Source organism: Tamlana sp. I1 (assembly GCF_015355625.1).
In the GTDB taxonomy this organism is placed as follows: Bacteria; Bacteroidota; Bacteroidia; order Flavobacteriales; family Flavobacteriaceae; genus Pseudotamlana.
The window spans coordinates 71,809-97,269 of record NZ_JACLAF010000018.1 but is presented as its reverse complement, the minus strand read 5'-3'; the positions used below and the strand labels follow the sequence as shown (position 1 = coordinate 97,269).

Annotated in this window: 18 protein-coding genes; 7 read left to right on the top strand and 11 right to left on the bottom strand. The window is 34.6% G+C overall.

What is annotated here, in order from left to right; all coding sequences use genetic code 11:
• The first annotated feature begins 660 nt into the window (after positions 1 to 660).
• The 3 genes from H6X70_RS15605 (at position 661) to H6X70_RS17075 (ending at position 1,849) form a co-directional block, all read left to right on the top strand.
• Positions 661 to 915 carry a type II toxin-antitoxin system Phd/YefM family antitoxin gene (locus H6X70_RS15605; RefSeq protein ID WP_194768625.1) on the top strand — a complete coding sequence of 85 codons (255 nt, stop codon included), beginning with the start codon at positions 661 to 663 and terminating at the stop codon, positions 913 to 915.
• Position 916: 1 nt separating this feature from the next.
• Positions 917 to 1,174 carry a Txe/YoeB family addiction module toxin gene (locus H6X70_RS15600; protein ID WP_194768624.1) on the top strand — a complete coding sequence of 86 codons (258 nt, stop codon included), beginning with the start codon at positions 917 to 919 and terminating at the stop codon, positions 1,172 to 1,174.
• A 582-nt stretch (positions 1,175 to 1,756) separates the two neighbouring features.
• Positions 1,757 to 1,849 (top strand): hypothetical protein, encoded by a 93-nt coding sequence (locus H6X70_RS17075; protein WP_194768633.1) that lies wholly within the window; start codon positions 1,757 to 1,759, stop codon positions 1,847 to 1,849.
• Positions 1,850 to 2,360: 511 nt separating this feature from the next.
• Here H6X70_RS17075 and H6X70_RS15590 read toward each other — a convergent pair.
• The 11 genes from H6X70_RS15590 to H6X70_RS15540 form a co-directional block, all read right to left on the bottom strand.
• Complete coding sequence (locus H6X70_RS15590) at positions 2,361 to 3,125, bottom strand: T9SS type A sorting domain-containing protein (protein ID WP_194768623.1); 765 nt, start codon at positions 3,123 to 3,125, stop codon at positions 2,361 to 2,363.
• A gap of 646 nt (positions 3,126 to 3,771) precedes the next feature.
• The gene (locus H6X70_RS15585) at positions 3,772 to 4,602 is read right to left on the bottom strand and encodes a sugar phosphate isomerase/epimerase family protein (RefSeq protein WP_228530395.1); all 831 of its coding nucleotides are present in this window, start codon (positions 4,600 to 4,602) and stop codon (positions 3,772 to 3,774) included.
• A complete protein-coding gene (locus H6X70_RS15580) occupies positions 4,583 to 5,479 on the bottom strand; it encodes a phytanoyl-CoA dioxygenase family protein (RefSeq protein ID WP_194768622.1) in 897 nt (298 codons plus the stop codon). Before H6X70_RS15580 ends, H6X70_RS15585 begins: the two co-directional genes overlap by 20 nt.
• 44 nt (positions 5,480 to 5,523) lie before the next feature.
• Positions 5,524 to 6,606, bottom strand: coding sequence for a glycoside hydrolase family 43 protein (locus tag H6X70_RS15575; RefSeq protein ID WP_228530394.1), 1,083 nt, complete (start codon positions 6,604 to 6,606; stop codon positions 5,524 to 5,526).
• A 4-nt stretch (positions 6,607 to 6,610) separates the two neighbouring features.
• Positions 6,611 to 7,759 (bottom strand): alpha-hydroxy acid oxidase, encoded by a 1,149-nt coding sequence (locus tag H6X70_RS15570; protein ID WP_194768621.1) that lies wholly within the window; start codon positions 7,757 to 7,759, stop codon positions 6,611 to 6,613.
• Between the two features lie 10 nt (positions 7,760 to 7,769).
• The gene (locus H6X70_RS15565) at positions 7,770 to 9,059 is read right to left on the bottom strand and encodes a class II aldolase/adducin family protein (RefSeq protein WP_194768620.1); all 1,290 of its coding nucleotides are present in this window, start codon (positions 9,057 to 9,059) and stop codon (positions 7,770 to 7,772) included.
• 36 nt (positions 9,060 to 9,095) lie between these two features.
• Positions 9,096 to 10,469: an FGGY-family carbohydrate kinase gene (locus H6X70_RS15560; RefSeq protein WP_194768619.1), complete on the bottom strand. Its 1,374-nt coding sequence runs from the start codon at positions 10,467 to 10,469 to the stop codon at positions 9,096 to 9,098.
• 15 nt (positions 10,470 to 10,484) lie between these two features.
• Positions 10,485 to 11,765, bottom strand: a complete 1,281-nt coding sequence (locus H6X70_RS15555) for a sugar isomerase (protein ID WP_194768618.1) — start codon at positions 11,763 to 11,765, stop codon at positions 10,485 to 10,487.
• A gap of 123 nt (positions 11,766 to 11,888) precedes the next feature.
• Positions 11,889 to 13,988, bottom strand: coding sequence for a bifunctional aldolase/short-chain dehydrogenase (locus H6X70_RS15550; RefSeq protein ID WP_194768617.1), 2,100 nt, complete (start codon positions 13,986 to 13,988; stop codon positions 11,889 to 11,891).
• A 179-nt stretch (positions 13,989 to 14,167) separates the two neighbouring features.
• Positions 14,168 to 15,493, bottom strand: coding sequence for an MGH1-like glycoside hydrolase domain-containing protein (locus H6X70_RS15545; protein WP_194768616.1), 1,326 nt, complete (start codon positions 15,491 to 15,493; stop codon positions 14,168 to 14,170).
• Between the two features lie 51 nt (positions 15,494 to 15,544).
• Positions 15,545 to 17,479 (bottom strand): ADP-ribosylglycohydrolase family protein, encoded by a 1,935-nt coding sequence (locus tag H6X70_RS15540; protein WP_194768615.1) that lies wholly within the window; start codon positions 17,477 to 17,479, stop codon positions 15,545 to 15,547.
• A gap of 378 nt (positions 17,480 to 17,857) precedes the next feature.
• On the opposite strand from H6X70_RS15540, the gene H6X70_RS15535 reads away from it, so the two are divergent.
• The 4 genes from H6X70_RS15535 (at position 17,858) to H6X70_RS15520 (ending at position 25,444) form a co-directional block, all read left to right on the top strand.
• Positions 17,858 to 20,950, top strand: a complete 3,093-nt coding sequence (locus H6X70_RS15535) for a SusC/RagA family TonB-linked outer membrane protein (RefSeq protein ID WP_194768614.1) — start codon at positions 17,858 to 17,860, stop codon at positions 20,948 to 20,950.
• A gap of 18 nt (positions 20,951 to 20,968) precedes the next feature.
• Entirely contained in the window at positions 20,969 to 22,471 is a 1,503-nt protein-coding gene (locus H6X70_RS15530; protein ID WP_194768613.1) for a RagB/SusD family nutrient uptake outer membrane protein, read from the top strand.
• Positions 22,472 to 22,734: 263 nt separating this feature from the next.
• A complete protein-coding gene (locus tag H6X70_RS15525; RefSeq protein ID WP_194768612.1) occupies positions 22,735 to 23,865 on the top strand; it encodes a helix-turn-helix domain-containing protein in 1,131 nt (376 codons plus the stop codon).
• Positions 23,866 to 23,959: 94 nt separating this feature from the next.
• The gene (locus H6X70_RS15520; protein WP_194768611.1) at positions 23,960 to 25,444 is read left to right on the top strand and encodes a sulfatase; all 1,485 of its coding nucleotides are present in this window, start codon (positions 23,960 to 23,962) and stop codon (positions 25,442 to 25,444) included.
• The last annotated feature ends 17 nt before the right edge of the window (positions 25,445 to 25,461 follow it).

The window sequence follows — 25,461 nt, the reverse complement described above, 5'->3', positions numbered from 1 at the left end:
TTTAAAACCTCTTTTTTATACCGAAAACTGTTTATGAACTAACGCTTTAAGTGGCTGTGCCTCTCTTAGCGGGGTGCAAATATACAGCTCTTTTATATTCCCTAACAAACTTTTTGTTGGTTTTTTTATGCTTTTTTTTACCACAGCTTTTAATATGCTTGTTTTTAGTTGATTATAGCTTGTGTTTTTTAAGGTTTGTTTGTGGCTGGATGATGCTGGTGGTGTTTCGAAAGGGGTGTTTCGCGGAGATACGCAGAGAAATTATTAGTTATAAACTATATGAATAATCGTCATTAAGATAAGTCTATAAAAAATAATGAGGTTAGTAATAGACGTCTAATATTTAAAATTAAGTCACTCCTCTCCTATTACATACTACCTTAAAATACTACTGTCATTATTCAATAGGAAAAACAATCTATATATAAGGAGTCTTTTATTCTTCAGCAAAAAACAACTGGAATATTTACGGCTTATTTAAATGTATATGAAATTCCGTTTAATAATTGGTATTGTGTCGTAGGAATGCCTATTAATGAAACAACAATTTAGGATTGATCCAGTACCTGTCACTGGAAATAAAACTTGGTGCCAGCAATACAGAAAAATTGCGCAAACCATATTTTGTACATATATTTGTACTTAATAAAACACAATATTATGCAAATAACAACTGTTTCTGATTTCAGAAAAGATATTAAAAGCTACTTGGACAGAGTCGTGAAGAACTTTGAGACTTTGATAATAAATCGTGGAAAAGATTCTGGAATTGTGATTATGTCATTGCAAGAATATAATTCTTTAATGGCTACAAATCACGAACTTTCCTCACGAAAGAATGAGTTAAGGTTAGATTCTGCAATCGACAAGCTAAAAACCGGAACGACTTTTAGCAAAGACCTAATCGAAAGTTAAAATGAAGTATATATTCGTTGACGAGTCTTGGGAAGATTATTTGTATTGGCAAAAAACGGACAAAAAAAAGCTAAAGAAAATAAATGAACTTCTCAAAGACATCGCTAGAAACCCTTTTGATGGAGTTGGAAAACCCGAGCCGCTAAAGCATAAATACGCAGGATTCTGGTCACGACGAATTGATAGCGAACATAGACTGATTTACCAATATAGAGAAGGAGAAATATTGATTGCAAAATGCAGATTTCATTACGACTGAAAAAAGTTCTACCCATGAACCGCCCTAAAACAAAAAAGCATCCCCATCTTCTTCACAGAAAAAAGGAAAGCTTCTCATTGGAATACCAAATTAGATTTGGTAAACTACATCACGCATAAAGCGTGAACAACACAACTTCGTTATAATTGCCCAAAAAAACTAATTTCTCTGAGCTCTCTTTTTGCAATTTTAGCGGTCTGGAAGGGACTTTAACTTTGCTCTGTCAGCCCAACCATAGCAGTAAAACTGCCAAATATTTTCTTTAATGTTGACGATTTGAACTATTTATACTTTATAATAATTCATTTTCTTATCGTCTGGCGCAAAAATAGTAATTTGCTTCAATTAATTATATTTAATATCAAAAAAAATAAATAATTCTTTAAAACGGATTATATGCCTCATGCTAGTAAATATTTTGGCTGGTCGCAATGATGCTTTTAGCTGAATTGAACACATATATCTCTTATTAACATAGCTACAAACATATACTCATAGACAAATATTAAGTCAATGAATTTTGAGTCTAATACATTAAGCAACAAAATGAGCTTAGAATAAACTTCAAGTTAAACCGCACTCATAGAGCTCATATATAAACTTCATCATAGCAAGTTAATACATAATGGTAATATTTACATCAAAGAAATAACCATCCTACTTCAAAAAAACTAGCATTTTGATATTGGTGGTTATTACAAAACATTTTCTGAAATAAAACCAATCAATATTGCTCCATTTTGTAAAACGAAAGTCAAATCAGTAATCCTACAAAGAAGATTGAGAGTACTACCTTCAAGAGGTTTCCTTAAAAATCAATCCGCCCATAGAAGTGCCTTTCATTTTCTATTATCATAATTTGAAAGTTTACCATCATATTTCATTAAAACCTACTTAATAAATTACATAATATCAACCTACTTACTTGTATGTGATATCGCAAACGCAAGATCCTAATAGTTGGTTACAGTTTTTTTTTACGGAAAGAGAAAGAAGAATTAAAGCTTGGATAACGCAGTAGTTATTAAGTTTCCATTTGAGTCAACTCAAAAAAAAGACTGTTTGAAATATTATTATAATTTGATATAATAAACATCAATAATACTTTTCAAACAGTCTATTAAATTGGTTTGCTTATACGTTATATTATAATGGCGTAAAGTTTCAACACTAAGAGTTTAGCATTTTATTTTTTCACAAAACGCTCCGCAGTAACGCTACCGTTATCAAAATAAATTTTAGCTATATAAACACCTTGTTTAATGTTAGACACGTTAATTTCTGATGTTCCTGTTTGCGCCGCTACTCTTTGACCTACCATATTGTAAACCTCAATACTTTTAATAGCATTCGAAGCATTTACATGCAATACGTTTTGAGCCGGATTAGGATAAAGTTCAGTTTCATGATCTACTAAATTTTCATCATTGATCCCAAGTGTAGAGTTTTGGATTAATTGCACATTATCGATATAAAATGTACCAACAAGCTCTGTATGAATTTCAAACTGAGTTGATCCTATATCTGTAATATCTACATCTGCACTATACGTATACCACGTTTCTCCATCTGCACCAGTTTCACTTGGCAGAGTAGACATTAATACCGTACTATTTTTATCATTATATTTTGTTCCATCTACAACAACCTGTGCTCTTGTTCTTGAATCTGGACCTTTTATTTTATAAGTTAATGTAAAGTTTCCAGCTGTCGCAATAGTATTATTAGAGTTTTTTGCAAATTTCCATGTTGCAGTGTTCTCCATTTGCATAGATTGAGTGCCTGCAAAGAAATTCGTAGCATCGATTGTAATAGTAGTAGTGGATGCATTTCCTGGCGCCCAGTCTCCTAAGTCGGTAGGGTTTTCAAAATCACTATCTAAAATATTGGTTTGCGAAATCCCTAAAAAAGGCGCAATAAATAAAGCTAACAAAATGTAATTTTTTTTCATAATTCTAATTTAAAGTGTTAATATTTGGTTTATTGAATAATTGGCTTTTTTAATAACGCTACAAAAAAATGAGCGCTTAAGGTTTTTTAATGACTTTTCTACTTTTTTAATTAATGGTTTTAGTTCACTAATAATTAATAGAAAAACCATGCTGTATGTATTTACTAATACGGTGTTTATAAATAAAATAAACCCTCTTTAGTTAAACCCGAATATAATATCGCTATTAGCTAAGTGAAAAAAATGTTTGTTTTGAATTATAAAATAAGATAAACAGGAAATAACCCAAGAAGCTTTTCACTGTTCTTAAAAAAAATGAGCCTACGGTAGACTTATTGATTCTGCAGGTGTTTAGAGCGTTTTTACCCATAAAAAAATCAAAACAACAATCAATTGTATGGCGAAATTCTACGCTCTTTGATTTTTCAAAATAGGTGACTGGAGAAGGTGATAAATTGGTCTTTAGAAGAGAATCTGACTATAAAATCGTGTTTTTTTAAAAGCATTTTCGTAAAACAGTCAATAGTTATGAAAAAAAAACTCTTACTATTATGATAATTTAATTGTCATGTATGATAAACGCATTAAATCACGAGCATTCATCATTACAGGTCGAAGTAAAACAAAGTCAACACCTTAACCAAACTTACATGGTATAGCGTTTTCTCAACAGATTCATCATATACACATTTATATCCCACTGACTGGAAACTGGTTGTTGCGTAAAGGCTAAAGCGGGCATGTATGGCATAGGGCCAAATTCTGGTGAAATACTCATGTTTTTCATCCCCTTATTTTTATTAGTAACAATAACTTTATCCCACCATTTTAAATGTGCTGCAACAGTGTCTTTATTTTCTGGAGCTCTTGGGTCGTTAATTTGAGGCCCTTGGGGATGCCCTACCCTGGCATGAATATGATCTACTCTACTTATAGCTAAATCGACAGCTTCTTGTTGGTCTTCTAATAATGATTCGGCCACATTGACCCAATGCGAAATATCTAAAGTTAATTTTAAATCTTGAAGTTTCTCCAAATAGCTTTTCGTGATGTGTGCCGCGAAACTAAACTTATTACGATGCGTTTCGTGCAATACCGAAACCTTATGTTTGGCTGCAAAATCATCAGCAATATCAATTAATTGCTTGTTTTGCTCAAAACTGAAGTAATCTTTTCCTGTTTGCGAATTGACTTTTACACAAGGATAAGCTGCAATTTTTTCAAACCAAGCCGCATAAATATCAGCATGTTCTGTAAAATTAGAAACACGCGTATCATAATGTTGAATGATAATTTTAAGATCGTTGTTTACAGCTCCTTCCCAAAAAGTATCGAGTACATGCTTTGAAACCTGACTCCCAATTGGATATTCTACACCATCATAGCCGGCATCTTTCACTTTTGTAAAAAAATCATCGTTTGATAGGTGATCACTTCCCCAGTAGGGACAATAATAATCAATTTTCATAGTTGCCATCTAATTTCGATTTCACTTTAGCTTGACGTAAATACGGTTGATTTACATCTACAATCGGTTTGTGTGCATAAGGATCTTTTCCAGCAACCATTACGATATCTCGTAAATCTTCAGTAGCTGGTAATTTACCGTCTTGATCCCAAGGCAACATGGATTCTGCACTCATATAATGATTTACTAAAGCTGTTCTAAAATTATTTTCAGTTTTATTTTTTAATGAACTGTGATATAAATAGCCGTTAAAAAATACAACCGATCCACTTTTCACCTCCACAGGAATAATATCTTTTTCATCATACTCCGATATATCTAAGGTCTCTAAATCGGCATAAGCAGCATCTTCATTTTTCACCCTTCTTTTAATACTTCCTGGATTTTGCGACCCTGGAATGACCCATAAGCAGCCATTTTCAATCGTTGCATCATCAATAGCGATCCAAGCACCGACTAAAGATTTGTCGCGTGTTGGAATAAAATATTCATCTTGGTGCCATGACTGGCCTTGCTTTCCTGGTGCTTTTACAAACAACATAGACTGCATGCATTTTACATTTTCGCTAACAATTTTCTGTAAAACAGCCGTTACTTTTTTATGAGATAAATAACTTTTTATTACTGAAGATATTTTATGCGGAAAATGAATGGCCACATATTTTTTAAGCACATCGCTATCTGAATCTAATGGGCTTACTTCTGCCAACCCATCAATTTTACCACGGTTGCCTCTAAAAATTTGAGCGGTTTCTTGTTTTAATTCCACTATTTCTTGCTGAGAAAGTAAATTTGAGGCAATTAAATAACCAAAGTCTTTATAATATTGAACATTTTCTGGAGTAATCTTTCCATGCTCTATTTGAGCGTGTTTTAAGTTTTTCATTTCAAGATTATTTTGATTAATTTATCGAAGATACAATCTATGATTTAATTTTTAGGTAATTTATTTTGGCAAACTCCTGTGTTTGTCATCTTTATAGGATTGATAAATCCTTTACTATCAAAAGTCAACGTATCTATACAAACTTCACGGTGGTTTCCGTTTTCAGTATCTAATGGTCTACGATGATATACGATATAGTAGGTGTCTGAATTTGGAATATGAATTACCGAGTGATGCCCTGCACCTTTTGCCACTTTAGTATCTTGTTCTAGTATTTTCCCAATACGCTTAAACGGTCCTAATGGCGAATCGCTAATGGCGTAAGCCACACTATAGTTGGCCTTTTTCCAATAGCCTTCAGACCACATGAAGTAATATTTCCCATTACGTTTTAACATGAAAGGCCCTTCCATATAATTTTCTGGCGTAATTTCTTTGTAAACCGTGCCATCTTCAAAGGTGTCTATTTCAAGTAGATTTGGTTTCAGTTTTACTACGTTACAATGTTTCCAACCACCATAATACATGTAGTACTGCCCGTCATCATCTTTATAGACAAATTGATCTATGGGTTGTGCTCCATTATGAAAACTGCTAATTAACGGCTTTCCTAAGGCATCTTTAAAGGGACCCTCTGGATTTTTGGAAACTGCAACGCCAATACCACCAAATTCTTTCTCGCTTTGAATATCATTAGCACCAAAAAACAAATAATATTGCTTGTTTTCTTTGACAATTGAAGGTGCCCAAACAGCAAATGATGCCCAAGCAACATTCTGTATATCTAAAATTTTAGAATGCTTTTTCCAAGTCACAAGGTCTTTTGACGAAAAGGCATCTAAAAACGTTTGTTTAACATATTGCTTATTAATACTATTTTTTTGAGCTTCAATTTGTTTTGCTGAAAAAAGCTTTTCTCGATTTGGAAATTCATCTTCTCCAGAATAGGTGGGATAAATCCAATAGGTATCATTGAAAATTACCGCTTCCGGATCGGCATACCAACCTTTTAAAATAGGATTTCCAGATAACTTTTGGGCAGAACCTGTAGTTGAACAAAAAAACAAAAGTCCAGAAACACAAGTTATAATAACCGAAAACATTCCTTTATTTTGTTTTAAAAACATGTTATTATTTTATTAAGTGTTTAGGCAAATCACTCACATTTTTACTACAAACCTGCTCCATAACTTGTTGTAATTCTGCTTTTAACAAAGCAATGGTATGTTCACCACCCTGGGCTCCTAGCGCACCAACGCCGTACATAAAACTGCGCCCTAAAAAGGTGAATTCTGCGCCTGTAGCTATACTTCTTGCAATGTCGGAACCAGAACGAATACCACTATCCATCATCACCGTTATTTGATCACCATATTTTTCGGCAATAGTTGCTAATGGTTTTATGGTCGATTCGCCTGCATCTAATTGGCGACCACCATGATTCGATACAATTATACCATCTAATCCTAGGCGAATAGCTTCTTCGGCATCTTCATGACTGGCAACCCCTTTAATAACCAATTTGCCTTTCCACATGTCACGAATGGGTTTTATTTTTTCAGCATTTAAGCGTCCAGAAAACGTTTGATTCATAAACTTACCCAATTGTTTTAAGTCCAATCCTTTTGGCATATATGGCTTTAAGGTTTCAAAATTAGGTTGCCCATATTTTAAAGTTTGAAGCGCCCAAGCGGGTTTCCCTAAAACCTGAAGAATGTTGTTTATGGACATTTTTGGAGGCATGGCCAAGCCGTTTCTTATATCTCGTGGTCTAAACCCAAAGGTAGGCACATCACATAAAATGACTAATACAGGACAGTGCGCTGCTTCTGCACGTTTAATAATATCATCCCGCAAACTATTTTCGGTAGGATGATACAATTGAAACCACGATTTACCTTCAGTTATTTCGCTTGCACGCTCAATACTTGTAGTTGTTACGGTGCTTAAAATAAACGGTATATTTTCTTCAAAAGCGGCTTTGGCTAAAATCTCTGGCGAATTTGGCCACATAAGTCCTTGTAAACCTACGGGTGCAATACCAAAAGGCGCATCGTAATCCATACCAAACAATTTGGTTTTTAATGACGACCCCGAATAACTTCTTAAATATTGAGGTTTTAGTTGCACTTCTCGTAGTTCGGAAGTATTTCTATGAAGATTCACGTCTTCATTACAACCACCATCTAAATATTCAAAAGCAAACTTAGGCATGCGCTTTTGAGCTTTGTTACGTAAATCGTCTATAGAAGGATATTTTGTATTAAAAGAACTGGCCATGTTATTTTATTTATGATAAAAACTTTTTTCTTAATTGTTCAACCTGATCATCGTTAATAGGAACCATCTCGCCAAGCGAATTCCCTAAAACTATAGATTTTGCACTAAATTCTGCTACTTCTAAATAATCAAAAGTTTGAAGCAATTTATCTCCTGTTATAATTACTGAATCGTTTTCTATAATGACTGCTGTAGCGCAGTTATCAACGATTTCAGAATTGTTATTTTTTCTGAAATGATTACCATATTTCACGGTATTTATATCTTGCAAAAAGATCCAACTTTCTGGAATGGTACGAACGTTTAAGTATTCTCCTGTAACACCGAAAGCCATTAAATATGGAGATTGTGTCATGATAATTGAATTTACATCGGGGTTACGGTTATAAATTTCCTGATGAATCCAAGCGGCTCTACTCGGCTTTTTACCTGCTTCACGGTTGCCATCCTTTATTTGTACAATATCATCTAAATCTAAATCCCATCGATTTATTCCTGTTGGTGTTATAAGAAAATCATTATCATTCCATCGCATGGAAACCGTACCGTAAGAACTTATCATTAAACCTTGCTGACAAGAACGCTGCACAATTTTACAAATTTCAAGTCGTTTCTCAACTTCATCTGCAGGATACGTGGTAGTTTCCATTTCTGGTAAAACGTCTGTGGCTTGAGCTTCAAATTCATCAATTTGTGAATCGCTTAAATATTTAAGTTTCCCTATTTGAGAACCGTATAAAATAGTACGTGCACAAAATTCTAAAGCTTCAAAACGTTCAAAGGCATCCGTTAAATCACTTCCTCCCAAAACGGTACCATGATTTTCCATAATGATGGCTTTAAATCCTTTTTTAAACTCTTCAGCAATCACATCGCCCAAATCTTCACTCCCTGGCAATCTATATTCTGCATAACCTATGGGACCACAAATATGTTTAGCTTGAGAAATGATATTCGTATTTGGTATTTGACGAACAATACTGAACGACACTAAGGCTGGTGGATGGGCATGAATAACCGATTTTATATCTGGACGCGCTTCATAAATGGCTTTATGAAATGGAAATTCTGAAGATGGTTTGTGCTTCCCTATAATGGTACCATCTTTTTTAACACAAATAATATCAGATGCGCGTAATGAGCCTTTATCAATCGCTGATGGGGTTACCCAAATATCACCATTGTCATCAATTATAGAAATATTACCACCAGAAGTTGTGGTCATGCCACGTTTGTATATCCTGCCTATAACAGTAGTAATTTGATCTCTTGGATGAATTAAATTAGTTGTTCTAGTCATTTTTTTCAAGTTGAATATTAAAATATATCCTAATAATTAACTCACGATAAAAGGCACATGCTTTTTAAGAGCGTAATTCTTTTTTAGAAATTTAGAATTTAATTTGGCATCAGAAATAGCTATGGCAGCGCCCAATGCAGAGCCTAAAGAGGAATCGGTGGTACGCAATTTCATGTGTCTAAACTCATGTGCTAGCAATTTTATATACACGTCATTATCACTAAAGCCGCCATCCACATAAATTCTTGAAATCGCATCGGCACCAACGGCTTTCTGTATACTTTTTATTTGAAGTAATACCAGCTCGGTCATTAATTGATGATACGCATGCTCGTAATTTTCAAATGCCATATTGTTTTTTTCAGCCATGGTTTCATCATCAATACTTTCCCATTTAAAACAATGTTTAAAGTTGTCTGAAATTTTTGAATACAACTCGTAATCAAACTTAACATGGCGATGATAATCATCGGCAACGCCAAAAGCTTCATCTAATTTCTTTACTTGTAATTTATACTCATTACCTAAAAATAATCGTGTAGCTTTTACTGGCTTTCCATTAATTCGCATGTAATTAATAGCTTCATTACCTTCAACTTCCGAAGCTATAGCTTGCTCTGTAAACGGATTAAAAACGATGCTCCACGTTCCTGTAGATACTAATACAAATTTCTTTTTAATACTTCTTACATAAGGTAGAAGTGCTGCAGAGCTATCGTGAATACCAACGCCAATCTTAATACGCTTGCCGTTGTAATTCATATTAACACTTGTTTCTGTTGATACGATTGGTGGTAATATTTTATTAAACCCTTCGCTGTACACCCAACTGTGATAATCTTTTTGTGCATAGTCCCAAAGTGCTGTGTGGCAGCCAATACTAGTGTATTCACTTAAAGGAATTCCTGTAAAAATATAACTTAGATATTGTGGTAAATGCAGGGTGTATTTTATTTTTTTATAAACCTCAGGCTGTTCTTTTTTTAGCCAATACAGCTGTAAACCTGAGTTTAACATACTTAAGTCTGAACAACCTGTCGTTTTAAGAAAGCCTTCTCTAGGCCCATAAGTATCAAAAAAAGAAGTAACAATATGTTCTGGAAGCGGTTTTGTATAATTGTAAAGCGGTGTTAAAGGATTGCCATTTTCGTCGATATGAACCAAACTCGCTCCATAAGTTGAAAAATTAATGGCTTTTACTTCAAATTCCTCGGCTTTAAGAATACGATTAAAAACCCCTTTTAACCAATCATGCAATGCCGGAAGGTTTTCTGTAGGGTGCCCATCTTCATCTGTAATTTCATCAAAAGATATGTATTCCTTGTGTACCTCTTTAAAATCTTTGTCGAACAGGAAGAATTTCTTGTTCGTTTTACCAATATCAAATACGGCTGTTACTTTTTTTTTCATCAATCTAAGCGTTAATTATAATCCGGAAGCTATGCTGTGTTTTCCGCGTTCTTGAATTAAAGTCTCTCTAATTTGAAGTTCGCGATAAAGCGCTAACGGATTTAAAGCGCCTCCAGATTGCAGTCTTGCTTGTGCTAACAGCGGACGTACATCGGTACGGTATGCCTTTTGTAAAATTTCTTGACATGCTACAACATCGTTAGCCGATTGCGCTTCTTTTAATAAGGTTTGATCTACCAATAAGGCTTTTGCATAGGCTTCTTGAATGGCTTCTAAAGATTGTATTAAATCCTCTAAAGGATCTTTAATGTTATGACTCGCATCAATCATCCAAGATAAATCGGGGTTCTGTGGATTGTTTTGCATGCCATAAACCAATTCGTTAAAAATTAAGAATAAGGCATATGGTTTTACACTGCCAACAGTCACATCATCATCGCCATATTTACTATCATTAAAATGGAATCCGCCTAATTTGCCTTTAAGCATTAAGGTTGATACAATCTGTTCGATGTTTGTATTTGGTAAGTGATGCCCTAAATCTACCAGCGTATACGCTTTATCACCACAAGCATTGGCTAACATAAACGAAGTCCCCCAATCTTGAATGACGGTGCTGTAAAAGTTAGGCTCGTAAGGCTTGTACTCAATAAACAGTTTCCAGTCGTCTGGAAGTGTTTTATAAATCGCTTTTAAACTGTTTTCAGTATTTGAAAGTGCCGTTTGAAAATTATTTTGACCAGGGAAATTAGAACCATCGGCTAACCAAACGGTTAAACTTTTTGAGCCTAATTTTTCGCCTATTTTTATAACCTCTTGGTTATGGGCAATGGCTTGCTCACGAACTGCTTGACTGGTGTTGCTTAAAGAACCGTACTTATAACTTTCCTTAGCATTTTTTTGATCTTGAAAAGTGTTAGAATTTACAGCATCGAACTTTAAATTTAAGCTGTTTGCTTGTTCTATAATCGCATTATAATCTTCAGGAATATCCCAAGGAATATGTAACGACACCGCTCCTGCAGTTTGTGTTAAACTATGTAAAAGTCCGACATCATCTAACTTCTGAGTTAAATTCGATGGTTCGCCATAAAATGAAAAGCGTCCGAAACGCGTTCCACCAGCACCTAAAGCCCAACTAGGAATAGCCACTTGAAACTTTGCTAGTGCATCAATAATGCTTTTGGTTTTATGGTTGTTTTTTTCTAATGTATTTGCTAAGAAATCAAATTGATTTTGATGCTCTTCGCTTGATTTCTTATTGAAATCGGATATAATGGTTTCTTGTAATTTCATAAATAATGATTTTTAATAAGACCTCTCATTGATATGTTTCAACTCAATGAAAGGCTTATCTTCAAACTAAAAACAAACTAACTAGAGCACTACCTCCAATTATCTTATGATACTTTTTAGGTATTAGCGTACAAATGCGTTAGCCATACCACCATCTACATTAATAATGTTTCCGGTTGATTTGTCTAAAATACCTACCAAAGCAAATACGCCATTGGCAATATCGTCTGGAGTAATAATTTCGTTTAATAAATTTCTTTTGGCGTAAAATGCTGGCAATTCTTCAACAGTAATACCGTTGGCTTTTGCGCGTCCTTCTGCCCAAGCACCTTCCCAAATTTTACTTCCTACAATAACACCATCTGGGTTTACGGTGTTTACTCTAATTTTATCTTTGGCTAATTCGGCAGCTAATAAACGTACCATGTGTTGTTGCGCTGCTTTTGCAGTACCGTAAGCCACATTGTTTGGTCCCGCAACCAATCCGTTTTTACTAGCTATTGAAATATAATCACCACCTAAGTTTTGTTTTCTCATGATTTCGGTTGAAAACTTCGCTAGGTTAAATTGTCCTTTTACTAATATGTTTTGTAAAATATCCCAATCTTTATCCGTTGTTTCTTCTAAAGGCTTAGAAATGGCTAATCCTGCACTGTGCACCACGATATCTACACCTCCAAATTCTAAACATGCTTTTTTGTAAGCTGAAGTAATAGAATCGGTATTTGTAACATCGCAAACTGCCGTTGCAGCAACATCGCGTTTGTAGGTTGCCAAAGCTTCTGCTAGGCTATCTTCATTAATATCGGTAAGAACGACATTCGCGCCTTCAGCAGCTAGCTTATCGGCAATGGCTTTTCCAATGCCACCTCCTGCACCAGTAACAAAGGCTACTTTGCGCGATAACGGTTGCTCTTTTGGCATACGCTGTAATTTAGCTTCTTCTAATAACCAATATTCAATATCAAACGCTTCCTGTCTTGGTAAAGACGTGTATGATGAAATGGCTTCTGCCCCACGCATTACGTTAATGGCATTGATATAAAACTCGCTAGCTACACGGGTGGTTTGCTTGTTTTTTGCAAAACTGAACATCCCTACACCTGGATAAATAATAATTACCGGATTGGCATCACGCATAGCTGGACTATTGTCCTTTTTACATGTGTTGTAGTAATCGGCGTATTCTTGTCGGTAAACTTCAAAAGCAGGTTCTAATTTTTTAAGAACAGCTTCTGAGTCTGATAAATCTTCATTTTTATCTAAGGTCAGCACTAAAGGTTGAATTTTTGTTCTTAAAAAATGATCTGGACATGAGGTCCCCATAGGAGCCAAACGCTCTAAGTCATTACTGTTGATGTATTCTAAAACCACATCGGTATCAGAAAAATGACCTATCATTCTGTTTTCCGAAGAACATAAACCTCTTAACAAAGGCATTAATTGTGCAGCCTTTTCTAAACGCTCTTCTTGTGGTAAAGATTCTATTTTTTGTCCGCCAAATACAGATCCTTTTTCAGCGATCTTTTTTTCGATGTACTCGGAAGCCATTTCAATAACTTCTAAGCTATTGATGTAACAGTCGTAAGAGGTGTCTCCCCAAGTAAATAATCCATGAGATCCTAAAACGATACCACGAATACCAGGGTTATCGGCTAAACATTTTTCTAATTGTAAACCTAGGTCGAAACCTGGACGTTGCCAAGGCACCCACCCCATAGTATCACCCCAAATTTCTTTGGTTACTTTTTCACTATCCTCTGCTGCCGCAACGGCTATTAATGCATCGGGATGTAAGTGATCAATATGTGCAAATGGTAATAAACCATGTAAAGGGGTATCAATAGATGGTGCTTTACTGTCTAAATCATAAATACAATGGTTAAAAAGTCCAACCATACGGTCTTCATCTTCTAAACCGCCATATACATTTTTTAAATCACGTAAACGATCGGTATACAAACCTGCAATGCCTGCACGTGTTAAAGTTCCAATGTCCCCTCCAGAACCTTTCACCCACATTACTTCTACATTATCTCCTGTTAAGGGATCTTTTTCTATAGTTTTACAACTGGTGTTTCCACCGCCATAATTGGTGATTCTTAAATCGGCTCCTAAGATGTTAGAGCGGTATAAAAACAGTGCTACTTGGTCATCGCCTAATTCGGCTGCTTTTTTATCGTCCCAAAGGTAGTCTACGTGGTTAAATTTTATGACATTCATATTTTTAATTTTACATTTTATTCGGACTCCAAATTACAACAACAGTACTTTCATTCTAATTGGATTTATAAATCCATAGGTGAAATTACCATCAAAATAAAATTGAAAAAACGTAGTTATAATAAGGTTTCACACATGTTATTTTTCAAATTCAAAGACATCCAGTTATCGCCTGAGGTCTACTTTGTCTTTATATTTACAAGATTATTCCGCAAACAAACATTTACAAATGAAGAAGCTGACCATAATTGACTTCCTGACCCTATAGGTTCCTTTGTAGTCCAGTCTACAAGCTCATGAAAAGAACCTTCTTTTACACAAGTTCTTGCTATTAACGCAGCATTTTTATCGCTAAAACTTTCAGAATTTGCAACTTCTTTTGCCCATAAAAAGAAGGTATCGACAAAGGGCCATGATGTTTTATTATGATAACTTCTTTCCCAAGGATAAAAAGGAGTAAATAAAGGTATGCCAGACCATGATTCGGGGTAACTTTTCAAAGCTTTTTTAGCTTCATCATCTTCTACAACACCTGTTAATACGGCTAAAGCTGTTCCCAATGCTTCACGTCTAGGCGCCAATGTACCATCTTGATTTTTAAAATAGCTAAACGTACCATCTTCAAATTTCAAATTTTCGTTTATCGCCTTTTTTAAACTAATAGCTTGATTTTTCCATTTTATGGACTCCTCGGATTTACCCAAAATTTCACATACATTAGCCATGGCTAACAAACCTTTATAATACAAGCAATTGGTAGATATCGGTTTAATTAAAACACAATCTGCTATACTAAATTCTTCAGGATACCCAGAGGCTTTATTGTCTTCAAAGTGAATATCTATAAAAGACGCCTGCCCACGGTAAAGTCCGTCGCTAGCATCATAAAAAGGCTTATACAATGATTTAAAACATTCGACCCCATTATCATATAACCACTGCCAGTCGGCTAGATTAGGGTTTTTATTAAATAAATCTTCTGCAGCCCATAGCCAAATCACATCATCAGTTCTTCTAAGAAAATTATTAGTATGATATTTACGTACAAATTCACCTTCAGTAATAGGTTCGGGTTGCCAAGGGATATCAAGTTTTGATGTAACATATTTTTCAGGCACTCTAAACCCTAGATTTAAACGGGTTTCTCGTGTTACCTTAAGAGAACTTAGCATCTCATTAGGGTATAAAATATTCAAGCCTAAAATTCCTGAATAACTAATATCTCGGGTATAAATAATTAAACCAAATTTTTTCCCTGCTCCGAAGTATCTACCGTTTTTAGTTTCAATGATATTCGATTCGATATCCGTTAGGGCGATATCCCAAAGTTTATGAGTTAACTTATTCACCCCTTTTAAAGTACTCGTATTAACTGGGCTTCTATTAGGTAATTGCTTATAGGTTATCGTTCTTAAAGAATCTGAAATATGCTTCTCGGAAATCTTTAAATGCTCCTCCTCGTAGTTAAAAGGTTGTTTTTTAACGCAAGAAAAAAATAGAACCACTATACATACAAATAAAAAAGACTTAAAGATTTTCGAGAAACAAAACACAAGTTATAGTTTTAAGTTATTAATAATATCAAATTGCAAATCGGTATTCCATAAACATTGATGCGGGTGTTTATTATCGTGTTCTTTCAACCCGATTTCGAATGTAAAATCGTCCAGAACAGCATCTATACGAATTAACAAGGCATTTTTACCTGCAACCAAATCCAACTCAACATTGTGTGCCAAAGGATAGGAACGCACCAATTCTTCATTTTTAAAAACCTCGTTACCGTTATGCCAAACCGTTAGATAATTCGGACTTCCCATAGACAGCCATTTTTTTGAAGCTTCAGAAGCATCAATTTCAGAATATAGGTAGATACTACGCTCGCCTATACCATAGAAATAATCCTTTAAATTCATTCTCATCTCTGATGGATGAACAACTTGAGCATGAAAAGCTTGATCAAAAACAGTATTTGTATTTATTAAACTTTCTACAATTTCGGTGGTTAAAAAGGCTTTTGGAGATCTTGCCAAATCCTGATTCATATATTTTACTGAAGGCAATGAGGACATGCCATGATCTGGATAAGGCGAAGTCGATTTAATGATGCTTTTATCTTCTTCAATAAACGGACCTAATAATAGCCAGTTCCCGTAATAAGGAAAACCTTTATCAAAAGTTTCAACAGCACCATTTTCTAATTCAACTTTTAAACTATAAGGAATCTTTGTTTGTGCAGTAGAAAATTTAGTACCGTTTGGATTAAACGCAACCAAATGTTCTGCGATGGTATTAGCGGCTACAGAAAGTTGAATTTTCTCTGTAGTAAAATAAGGAGAGACTAATTCTAGCTTTACGTTTTGTGGCTTATTAGTAAGATTTTCATATACGATATTAATAACAGCTCCTTTTTGTACTTCTAATTTTGGAAAAACTTGAACATCGCAATGTACATCATATAATTTCTCTGGACCTTCATATAAAATACCCTTAGGGTAATTTGAAATGATGGCGGCATCATCAATAAAATTAATTCCTGCTTTACAGGTTAACTCCGTTAATTCGGTAATGGTTTTAGGACAATATATATTAACAATTTCTGGGCTCACTAATAATTCGTTTCCTACTCGGGTTTTCCAAACCTCTGGAATGGCATCAAATCCTAATACAATTCCTAATAATGCTCCTGCAGTGGCAACCACACAATCGCTATCATGCCCTAAGTGAAAGGCATCAATTAAAAAATCGAACGAATTGTTACTATGTAATAAGGACAAAATAGTAAAAGCTACATTCATAGGTGAGTTTGTAAAATCGGCATCACCATAAAAACTTTTAATTTTTCCAGCAACCACATCAAACTCATGTTTTTCATTCCAAGCAAAAACCTGTTTTACCATGATGGCACACTCTGAGTCTGCAGGTAAATAATTTAATCCTTGCTCTAGAATGGTTTTTAAATCATTTTCAAAAAATGCGATTGAAGCACAGGCTGCTAAATACTGTTCAGCTTCTACCGAAAAGCCAAAATGATCTAATTCAGAATCCATCCCAGCAAATAACGCTGCCTTTTCGGGTTGCCCCGGACTAACCATGCCCCAAATTTCACTTCTAATAGGAGACCCCATTCCAGTGTTCCAATACCAGTTGTTATGATTTCCTGTATTGGGATTATCTAAACCTATATTAATATTACGTGTTGCGATGCCATATTCGCACCAAGGAAAATCGACATGATTTTTCCAATGCGCATTTAAATCGGTTGCTCTAACTTTATGACCTTTCTTTAAAAGCATATCCAACCACAAAACTTGAAGGTCTAAATCATCATTTGCAAAATTTGTTGCAAAAAGTTCTTCGGTAAAAGGTATGGTGTTAAAATTCTTGAAACCTTCTATAGGAGCACCTAAAATTCCGCCAGCACATTTACCAATCCACCCGCCTAATACCTTATTATAGTACTGTTTGTAATCTAAACTATCTTGTATCATATAATCTAATTCTTGTTAAAATATTATATTACTATTTTTTGTTAAAATTTTAGGCAATATCAATAAATATTGTGTACATTTTCTATGGATTTGTAATTCTAAACCTCAAATAATGATTTTCCCGATTCTCTTTCTTAAAAAAATGTTAACGCTGTCAAAAAATCCGAAAACCCCTTATTTTACAGGGGTTTTAAGCTATTCTACTCTTTAATAAAAATCTATTATTTCATTTCAATTTGGAAATCAAAAGATTTACATGCCTCTAATTAGCATATTTTTAGGGTATGTTAAAGCATGGAGCCGTCGCTCTAAAAAAAAACAAACACGCTTAACATTAAAACTATTTATTGACAATTTTAACTAACTCAAAATTTTAGTATGAAAACAAAATTTTACTTAAAAAAAACCGCATTGCTCTTCTTGTTATTGCTTGGCTTTGTTTTTACCACAACAGCGCAACAAAGTAATGACATTAGTGGTAGTGTATTAGACACGAATGGCCAATCTCTACCCGGAGCCACAATTCTAGAGAAAGGAACAATGAATGGTGCGCAAACGGACTTCGATGGAAAATTTAATTTAACAGTTAGTAATCCTAATGCAACTTTAGAAGTGAGCTATGTTGGGTATTTTACTAAAACAGTTCAATTGAATGGCAAGAAAACTATTAATATCACATTAGAAGAAGATATTGCCAAACTAGATGAGGTAGTCGTAATTGCATACGGTACTCAAAAGAAAGGTAATGTATCTGGATCTTTAACCTCAGTTGGTTCTGAAGCTTTAGAGGGACGACCTGTTGCCGATTTCCAAAACTCTTTACAAGGGCAAGTAGCTGGTTTAACCATTACTAAAAACAATGGTGCTCCTGGTGGATCAACCAGTGTTGTTATTAGAGGTAAAGGTTCTATTTCTGGAGGAAGTACACCTCTTTACGTTATTGACGGAAACATTATGAATAATGGTATTGGTAATCAGGGTGCTGGTTTTACAAACCCAGACCCACTATCAACTATTAACCCTTCAGACATCGAATCGATTACGGTTTTAAAAGATGCATCGGCAGCTTCAATTTATGGTGCTCGTGGTGCAAATGGTGTTATCTTAATTACAACTAAAAGAGGTAAAGCTGGTAAAGCGCGTCTTGAGTTCAATACCTATGCTGGTTTTCAATCGGCTTGGAATACTTTAGATCTTTTAAACTCTAACCAATACCAAGAAGTATGGAATAATGCTAGAGATAATACAGGACAAAATAGAATTCCTGCTTTAGATGGAACGACCCTTACAACAAACACAAACTGGCAACGCGAGGTTTTACGAACTGCACCAATATCTAATTATGAGTTTAGAGCTTCTGGTGGAGGCGAAAAAACAGTTTACTCGACTTCTGTTGGTTATATGAATCAAGAGGGTATCATCATTGGAACAGGTTTAAAACGTTATAACGTTACAGCCAATACCGATTCTGAATTAGGTAAATTTAAATTTGCAACTTCATTAAATGTTTCAAGAACACTTTATGATAAAGAGAGTATAGGAAATGAAGCTACCATCTTAAATAATGCCATCAGTATGGCTCCAAATGTGCCTGTATATGATAGCAATAATACAGGTGGTTTTGCAGGACCAACACTACAAGATGGTGAACCAGCTATGAATCCTGTAGCAGCACAAACACTTGTAGATAACGTTAACAAAGTAAATAGAATTTTAGGATCTGTTTTTGCAACGTATGAAATTATTGATGGATTAACATACAAAATTAGTACTGGTTTTGATTTTATTACATTTCATGACCGTTATACTGTGCCAGAGTTTAATTTGAATCAAAATCAGATTCCTGGTTTTGAACAAGGTGCTTTAGTAAGAGAATACTTTGGAGAAAACAACTCGATTCTTTTAGAGAATACTTTAAACTATAAGAGAGCCTTTGGCAAGCATAATATTGATGCGCTTGCTGGTTACACAGTTCAAGAAACACATTATTCAGATTCTAACACTAGAGCTTTAGGTGGATTTACAGGAACAGGATTACCAGTAATTAGTGGTAGAGACCCTGATATTGCCCCACAAGTAAGTGGTATTATCTCAGAAACCAGAACCACATCTATTATTGGTCGTTTAATTTACGATTATGATAACAGATATTTACTTACTGCTAACTTTAGACGTGATGGTTCTTCTAAATTCGTAGGAGATAACCAATATGATAATTTCTATTCAGGTTCTGTAGGTTGGAATATCGGGAATGAAGCCTTTTTAGAAGACACTTTTATTAGCGACTTAAAATTACGTGCTAGTTACGGTTCTTTAGGTAACGATGCTATTAATGCCAATGCTGCTCGATTTACTTTAAATAAAAGTGCGACCTATGTACTTGGTACAAGTCAAGGTTTAGCTACGGGAGTAGGACCTGCAGGAATCATGCAAAACGCCGATTTACGTTGGGAAAAACAAACCCAACTGGATGTTGGTTTAGATTTTGGAATTTTTGCTAACAAGTTTACTATGACCGTAGATTATTTCGAAAAAACATCAAATGATTTATTATTACCTATTACAGTACCAGGACATACAGGTTTTTCTACACTTACTATAAATGCAGGAGAAATTGTCAACAAAGGTTTGGAAGTCTCTGGAGTGTATCACGGTGCTATTGGTAACGACTTTACCTTTAATATTGGTGGAAACTTTACAACGTTAGATAATAAAGTAACAAAATTAGCAAACGACCTTGAATTTATTGAAAGTGATGGTTTTAGCCAATTAAGTAATGCACAACGTGTAAGAATGGAACCTGGTCATTCTGTTAGATCTTTCTATGGTTACAAAACCGATGGTATTTTTCAAACACAAGCTGATATCGATGCCGCGCCTTTTCAAAGTGATCTAACAGCGCCTGGAGATTTTAAATATGTAGATAAGAATGACGATGGTGTAATTAATGAAGAGGATAGAGATTTTATTGGAGATGCTATTCCAGATATTACTTACGGCCTTAATATTAGTATGGGGTACAAAAACTGGGATTTTAGTGCACAATTTCAAGGAGTCTCAGGTAACGATATTTGGAGTGAGACTAAGTTCTTCACTCAAGCATACGCTAGAACAAACAATTTAAGTACTGCAGTGCTAGATGCTTGGACTCCAACTAACCCATCTAACACCATGCCTAGACAAGCGCCACGAACTTTAACAGACAACTATAGAATATCAGATTTCTTTATTGAAGATGGATCTTATTTTAGACTAAAAAACATCCAATTAGGTTATGCTTTTTCTGATTTCGTGAGAGCTAAATTAGGAGACCTTTCTAGATTAAGAATTTATCTAGCTGCTCAAAACTTATTTACAATCTCTGATTATGCAGATGTTGGATTCGACCCTGAAATGGGTAGCTCAGGTATTGACAATGTGGTATATCCACAAGCCAGAACTATGACTATAGGTTTACAAGTTGGATTTTAAAAAAAAGAAGAAACAATTATGAAAAAATATTTAAAAATAAGCGGATTATCTATACTACTACTAACAGTAGTTATAAATATAGTAAGTTGTGGCCAAGAGTATCTAGATGAGGCTAAGGTTTACACAGCTTTAGACGGAACTACATTTTACACATCAGAACAAGATGCTGTACAAGCAGTAACTGCAGCATATACCATCTTACAAGGTAGAGCACTGTACAAGGTAGAATTATATGCCTTAGAATATTCAGCTGGAGATTACGCGATGACTGAAGGGGGTTTTCAATATGCAAATTTTGAAAATTTCCAGTTTGACAATACTGAATCACAAGTTATTACTAATGTGTACAAAGACTGTTATAAAGGTATTGCAAGAGCCAATGCTGTTCTTGATAAAGTACCTCAAATTTCATTCACCGATAAAGCTTTACAAGAAAGAATTATAGGAGAAGCTCGATTTTTAAGAGCATTGTACTATTTTCATTTAGCTAAAGTTTACGGTGCTGTTCCTATTATCGATCGTTTAATCGAGGGGCCAAATGACCCACTGTATTTCCCATCAAGAAACCCTGTAGAAGAAGTTTATGCTTTTATAGAAGCTGATTTAAAAGCTGCTATCCCTGTTTTACCTAATAAAGGAGAATACTCTGCTGAAGACAGAGGAAGAGCAACTGCTGGCGCTGCGCAAGGCTACTTAGGAAAAGTATACCTGTACCAAAAGAAATTTGGTCCTGCTCGTGATGCTTTTGCTGAGATTATAAACGGAAAATATGGCAATTATTCATTAGTTGACTTTGAAGATAACTTTACAGATAGTAATGAAAACAATGCTGAATCTGTTTTTGAAATTCAATTTGTTGGTGGTTTTGGTAACATTTGGGCTGGTGATGATACAGGTTCTGAAACTGAAAGCACCTATTTAGGAACATTATTTGGACCTAAACGATTTGGTAATGCCTACCCTTCAGACCATATCAATGCGGTATTCGATGATAACGGTGAAGCTAACAGCTTAAGAAGAATCTATACCATAGCGCGTCCAGGAGACTCTTGGAGAAGTTGGGATCCAGTTACTATTGATCAATGGAATGCTAGAATTCCAGATGCAGGCGGAAGTTCGGCTATTAGAAAAGGAAACTTAGGTCCAGATGAAACGCAATTACAATCTGGTATTAACTACAGAATGATGCGTTATGCAGATGTATTATTAATGTTTGCCGAAGCTGAAAATGAAGCAAATGGACCAACTGCTTTAGCATACAACGCTATTAATCAAGTTAGAGATCGTGCTGGTGTAGCACCACTTCCTGCTGGCTTAAGCAAAGCTGAATTCTTTCAAAAAATAAAAACAGAAAGAGAATTAGAATTTGCTTTCGAGGTTAGCAAATATTTCGATTTAATTCGTTGGGGATTAGGAAGTGAAATGCCTGGATTTAAAGTAGGAAAGAATGAATTAATTCCTATTCCTGCCTCTGAAATAGGTAAAAACGAAAACCTATTACCAAACAATCCAGGATGGTAATAAACAGTTTAGTTAGTTTAATTTAGTTTGTTTAGTTTAAGTTTATTTTAACTAAAAAAGCCGTCCAATTTGGGCGGCTTTCTTCGTGTAAACCTATTCGTGTTAATTTATTTAATTGTTAAAAATATTAACAAATTTTTGCTTTTTGCCCCTTCTAATTCAGAAAATATTTTTAATTTCAACGCTGTTATGTCAAATACACGCTTTTAAAGATTTAGACATCAAGATTCTATTCTAACATTTCAAAACTAATTTTTTTTTACATGGTTGCAGGATTATTTATATGGGGGTTTATACAAAGTTTTGTTGTAGGTTTATTAATTCCCTTAGTAAAAAGAGCTAGAAATAATTTCCTTTTATCTATTATATTTTTTGTTATAGCTTTAAATATCCTTTTTCAATATTTATTGCGCTATCAAGGTTTAAAAATAGAGATTCCTGTATTTTTAATAGCGCCAGACATTTTAGATTTAATCTTACCTGCATTAGTGCTTATTTATATAAACAACATCATGGGTAAGTTATACGATCGCAAAATGTTTTATTATTTTGTTCCGCCAGTATTTTGGTCACTTGTTCTTATTGGCTTTGTAGTCTTATCAGAAAAATTTAATAATTCCATGTATATCGGTTCTGTTTTTCACCGAATTAGTTTAAGTTTTATTTTTTTATGGAAATTATTTGTGTTTTATAAGGCTTTAACTCTTTTTAGATTTAAAGATGAATCTTTAAAACAAAAACAAGCGGCTTTAATTTTATGGCCACGAGTTTTAGTCATTTTTCTCGGGCTACTAACTTTCATTGCTTTTAGCAACTTAATGTATTGGGTCGTAGTAGGACCAGAAAAAATACATGATACTGTAGCCCCTAATACCGTTGCTTCAATAGGGCAACAAGTATTAGAATTAAACTATGTTGTTTTTACTTGCTCCATTATTTTTATCACCATTTACTTTTCTTTTAAGCATCCCAAAATATTATCAGGATTGCCTATTATTAAAAGTTTAGAAGACAATAAATTCCCTGAAGGGGCCAAATATGAAAAGGAATTAAACGCCTTAATTCACAGTAAAAAAATTCATTTAGACACCGAGTTGAATGAAAAGAAATTAGCCGAGGCCTTAGGTGTTCATTCATATATCCTATCGCGCTTATTAAATGACTATATAGGAAAATCGTTCAGTGAGTACATCAATGAAAAAAGAATTGAAGAAGCAAAAGCGATCCTTCAAAATGATAAAAATAAAGATTTAACCATTTTTGCGGTAGCCGTAGACAGTGGGTTTAGATCTGAATCTGTTTTTTATGTAAATTTTAAAAAGATTACGGGATTAACACCTACACAATTCAAAAAACAGTTAAAACAAAAACAAAGCGCAAAAAAACCCGCATAAAATTTAAAATTCACTCCTGTTTTCTAAATACAAAATAGAGCACGCTTTATTTTAATGATTTTAGCTTATACATTATTTAACTAAAATCAAAAACATGCGTATACCACCTATTTTAATTTTTTTCATTTTTTGTTTCACGGCATGTAAAGCACAACCAGAAACAAAAAATGAACAACCAAATATTGTTTTTATTCTTGCCGACGATTTAGGTTGGGCCGACTTGCCTCTTTACGGCAATAGATTTAACGAAGCACCAAACCTTGAGAAATTAGCAAGGCAAGGTGTTAAATTCAATAATGCATATGCAGCTAATCCTGTTTGTTCGCCAACTAGAGCGAGCATCCAAACTGGACTGTATCCTGCTAGAATGGGTATTAACGATTGGATTCCGGGACATTGGCGCCCTTACGAAAATGTATTAGCCGCCATAAACACAGTGCAGCATTTACCTCACGACACCGAAACTTTAGGAGAACTACTTAAAAAAGCAGGTTACACCACAGGCTTTTTTGGAAAATGGCATTTAGGAAACGATGAAAAATCCAAACCCAAAAACCGCGGTTATGATGAAAGTGTCATTTTTGATAGTGCGCCATTTTTTGGGTACCAAACCTCTATGCAACCCAAACAAGATTTCCCTAAGGATATGGTGCTTAGTGAAGCCTTAACCAACCTAAGTACTAATTTTATTAGCCAAAACAAGGACAAACCGTTTTTCTTATTTTTATCGCATTTTGATGTTCATGTGCAATTGGATGCCCAAGACCAACTTATTCAGAAATATTTAAGCAAACCAAAAGTAAAAAACTATCCATGTAACGCCATTTATGCCGCTATGATTGAAAATATCGACAATAGTGTCGGTGCTGTTATGGATAAACTTGAAGCCCTAAATCTAGCCGATAACACCTTGGTTGTTTTCTTTTCGGATAACGGCGGATTAATAAAACGTTTTGATGAAATTCCTTTAATTCATCAAAGAAGCGCTCATATTTATGCCAACGACACCTTACAATATATTGCAACTTCTAACGCGCCTTTAAAAGGTGAAAAAGGAAATTTATATGAAGGCGGTATTAAGGAGCCCATGTTAGTAAAATGGCCAAACCACATTAAAGCAGGTGCAACTTCGAATGCTATGGTAAGTAGTATTGATTTTTTTCCAACTTTTGCTGAAGTTGCTGGACTATCTAAAAAAGCCCAACCTAAAGTAGATGGGAAAAGCATTTTACAGATACTATCTGAAAATGAAAAAACAGCAGAACACAGACCATTGTTCTGGCACTATCCCGTATACCACCACAGTGTTCCTGCAAGTGCCGTTAGGGTTGGAGATTATAAATTAATTGAGTTTTTAGATGACAAACATATCGAATTGTACAATTTAAAAACTGATATAGGTGAAACTACAGACCTCTCTGTAAAGCATCCTAAAAAGGCTAAAGAATTACTTGGTTTATTACAAAAATGGCAGAAAAACACCAATGCTGCTATGCCTACAAAAAATCCGAATTTCAATCCTGAACGAAGATACGAATGGGGCAAACACCCTGATGCAACTAAAGAAGTAATCCGCTAAAAAATCTAGCGAAAGCT

Coding starts and splice junctions, on each gene's coding strand:
- H6X70_RS15605 (WP_194768625.1), top strand. CDS start 661: ATGCAAATAACAACTGTTTCTGATTTCAGAAAAGATATTAAAAGCTAC.
- H6X70_RS15600 (WP_194768624.1), top strand. CDS start 917: ATGAAGTATATATTCGTTGACGAGTCTTGGGAAGATTATTTGTATTGG.
- H6X70_RS15590 (WP_194768623.1), bottom strand. CDS start 3,125: ATGAAAAAAAATTACATTTTGTTAGCTTTATTTATTGCGCCTTTTTTA.
- H6X70_RS15585 (WP_228530395.1), bottom strand. CDS start 4,602: ATGGCAACTATGAAAATTGATTATTATTGTCCCTACTGGGGAAGTGAT.
- H6X70_RS15580 (WP_194768622.1), bottom strand. CDS start 5,479: ATGAAAAACTTAAAACACGCTCAAATAGAGCATGGAAAGATTACTCCA.
- H6X70_RS15575 (WP_228530394.1), bottom strand. CDS start 6,606: ATGTTTTTAAAACAAAATAAAGGAATGTTTTCGGTTATTATAACTTGT.
- H6X70_RS15570 (WP_194768621.1), bottom strand. CDS start 7,759: ATGGCCAGTTCTTTTAATACAAAATATCCTTCTATAGACGATTTACGT.
- H6X70_RS15565 (WP_194768620.1), bottom strand. CDS start 9,059: ATGACTAGAACAACTAATTTAATTCATCCAAGAGATCAAATTACTACT.
- H6X70_RS15560 (WP_194768619.1), bottom strand. CDS start 10,469: ATGAAAAAAAAAGTAACAGCCGTATTTGATATTGGTAAAACGAACAAG.
- H6X70_RS15555 (WP_194768618.1), bottom strand. CDS start 11,765: ATGAAATTACAAGAAACCATTATATCCGATTTCAATAAGAAATCAAGC.
- H6X70_RS15550 (WP_194768617.1), bottom strand. CDS start 13,988: ATGAATGTCATAAAATTTAACCACGTAGACTACCTTTGGGACGATAAA.
- H6X70_RS15540 (WP_194768615.1), bottom strand. CDS start 17,479: ATGATACAAGATAGTTTAGATTACAAACAGTACTATAATAAGGTATTA.
- H6X70_RS15535 (WP_194768614.1), top strand. CDS start 17,858: ATGAAAACAAAATTTTACTTAAAAAAAACCGCATTGCTCTTCTTGTTA.
- H6X70_RS15530 (WP_194768613.1), top strand. CDS start 20,969: ATGAAAAAATATTTAAAAATAAGCGGATTATCTATACTACTACTAACA.
- H6X70_RS15525 (WP_194768612.1), top strand. CDS start 22,735: ATGGTTGCAGGATTATTTATATGGGGGTTTATACAAAGTTTTGTTGTA.
- H6X70_RS15520 (WP_194768611.1), top strand. CDS start 23,960: ATGCGTATACCACCTATTTTAATTTTTTTCATTTTTTGTTTCACGGCA.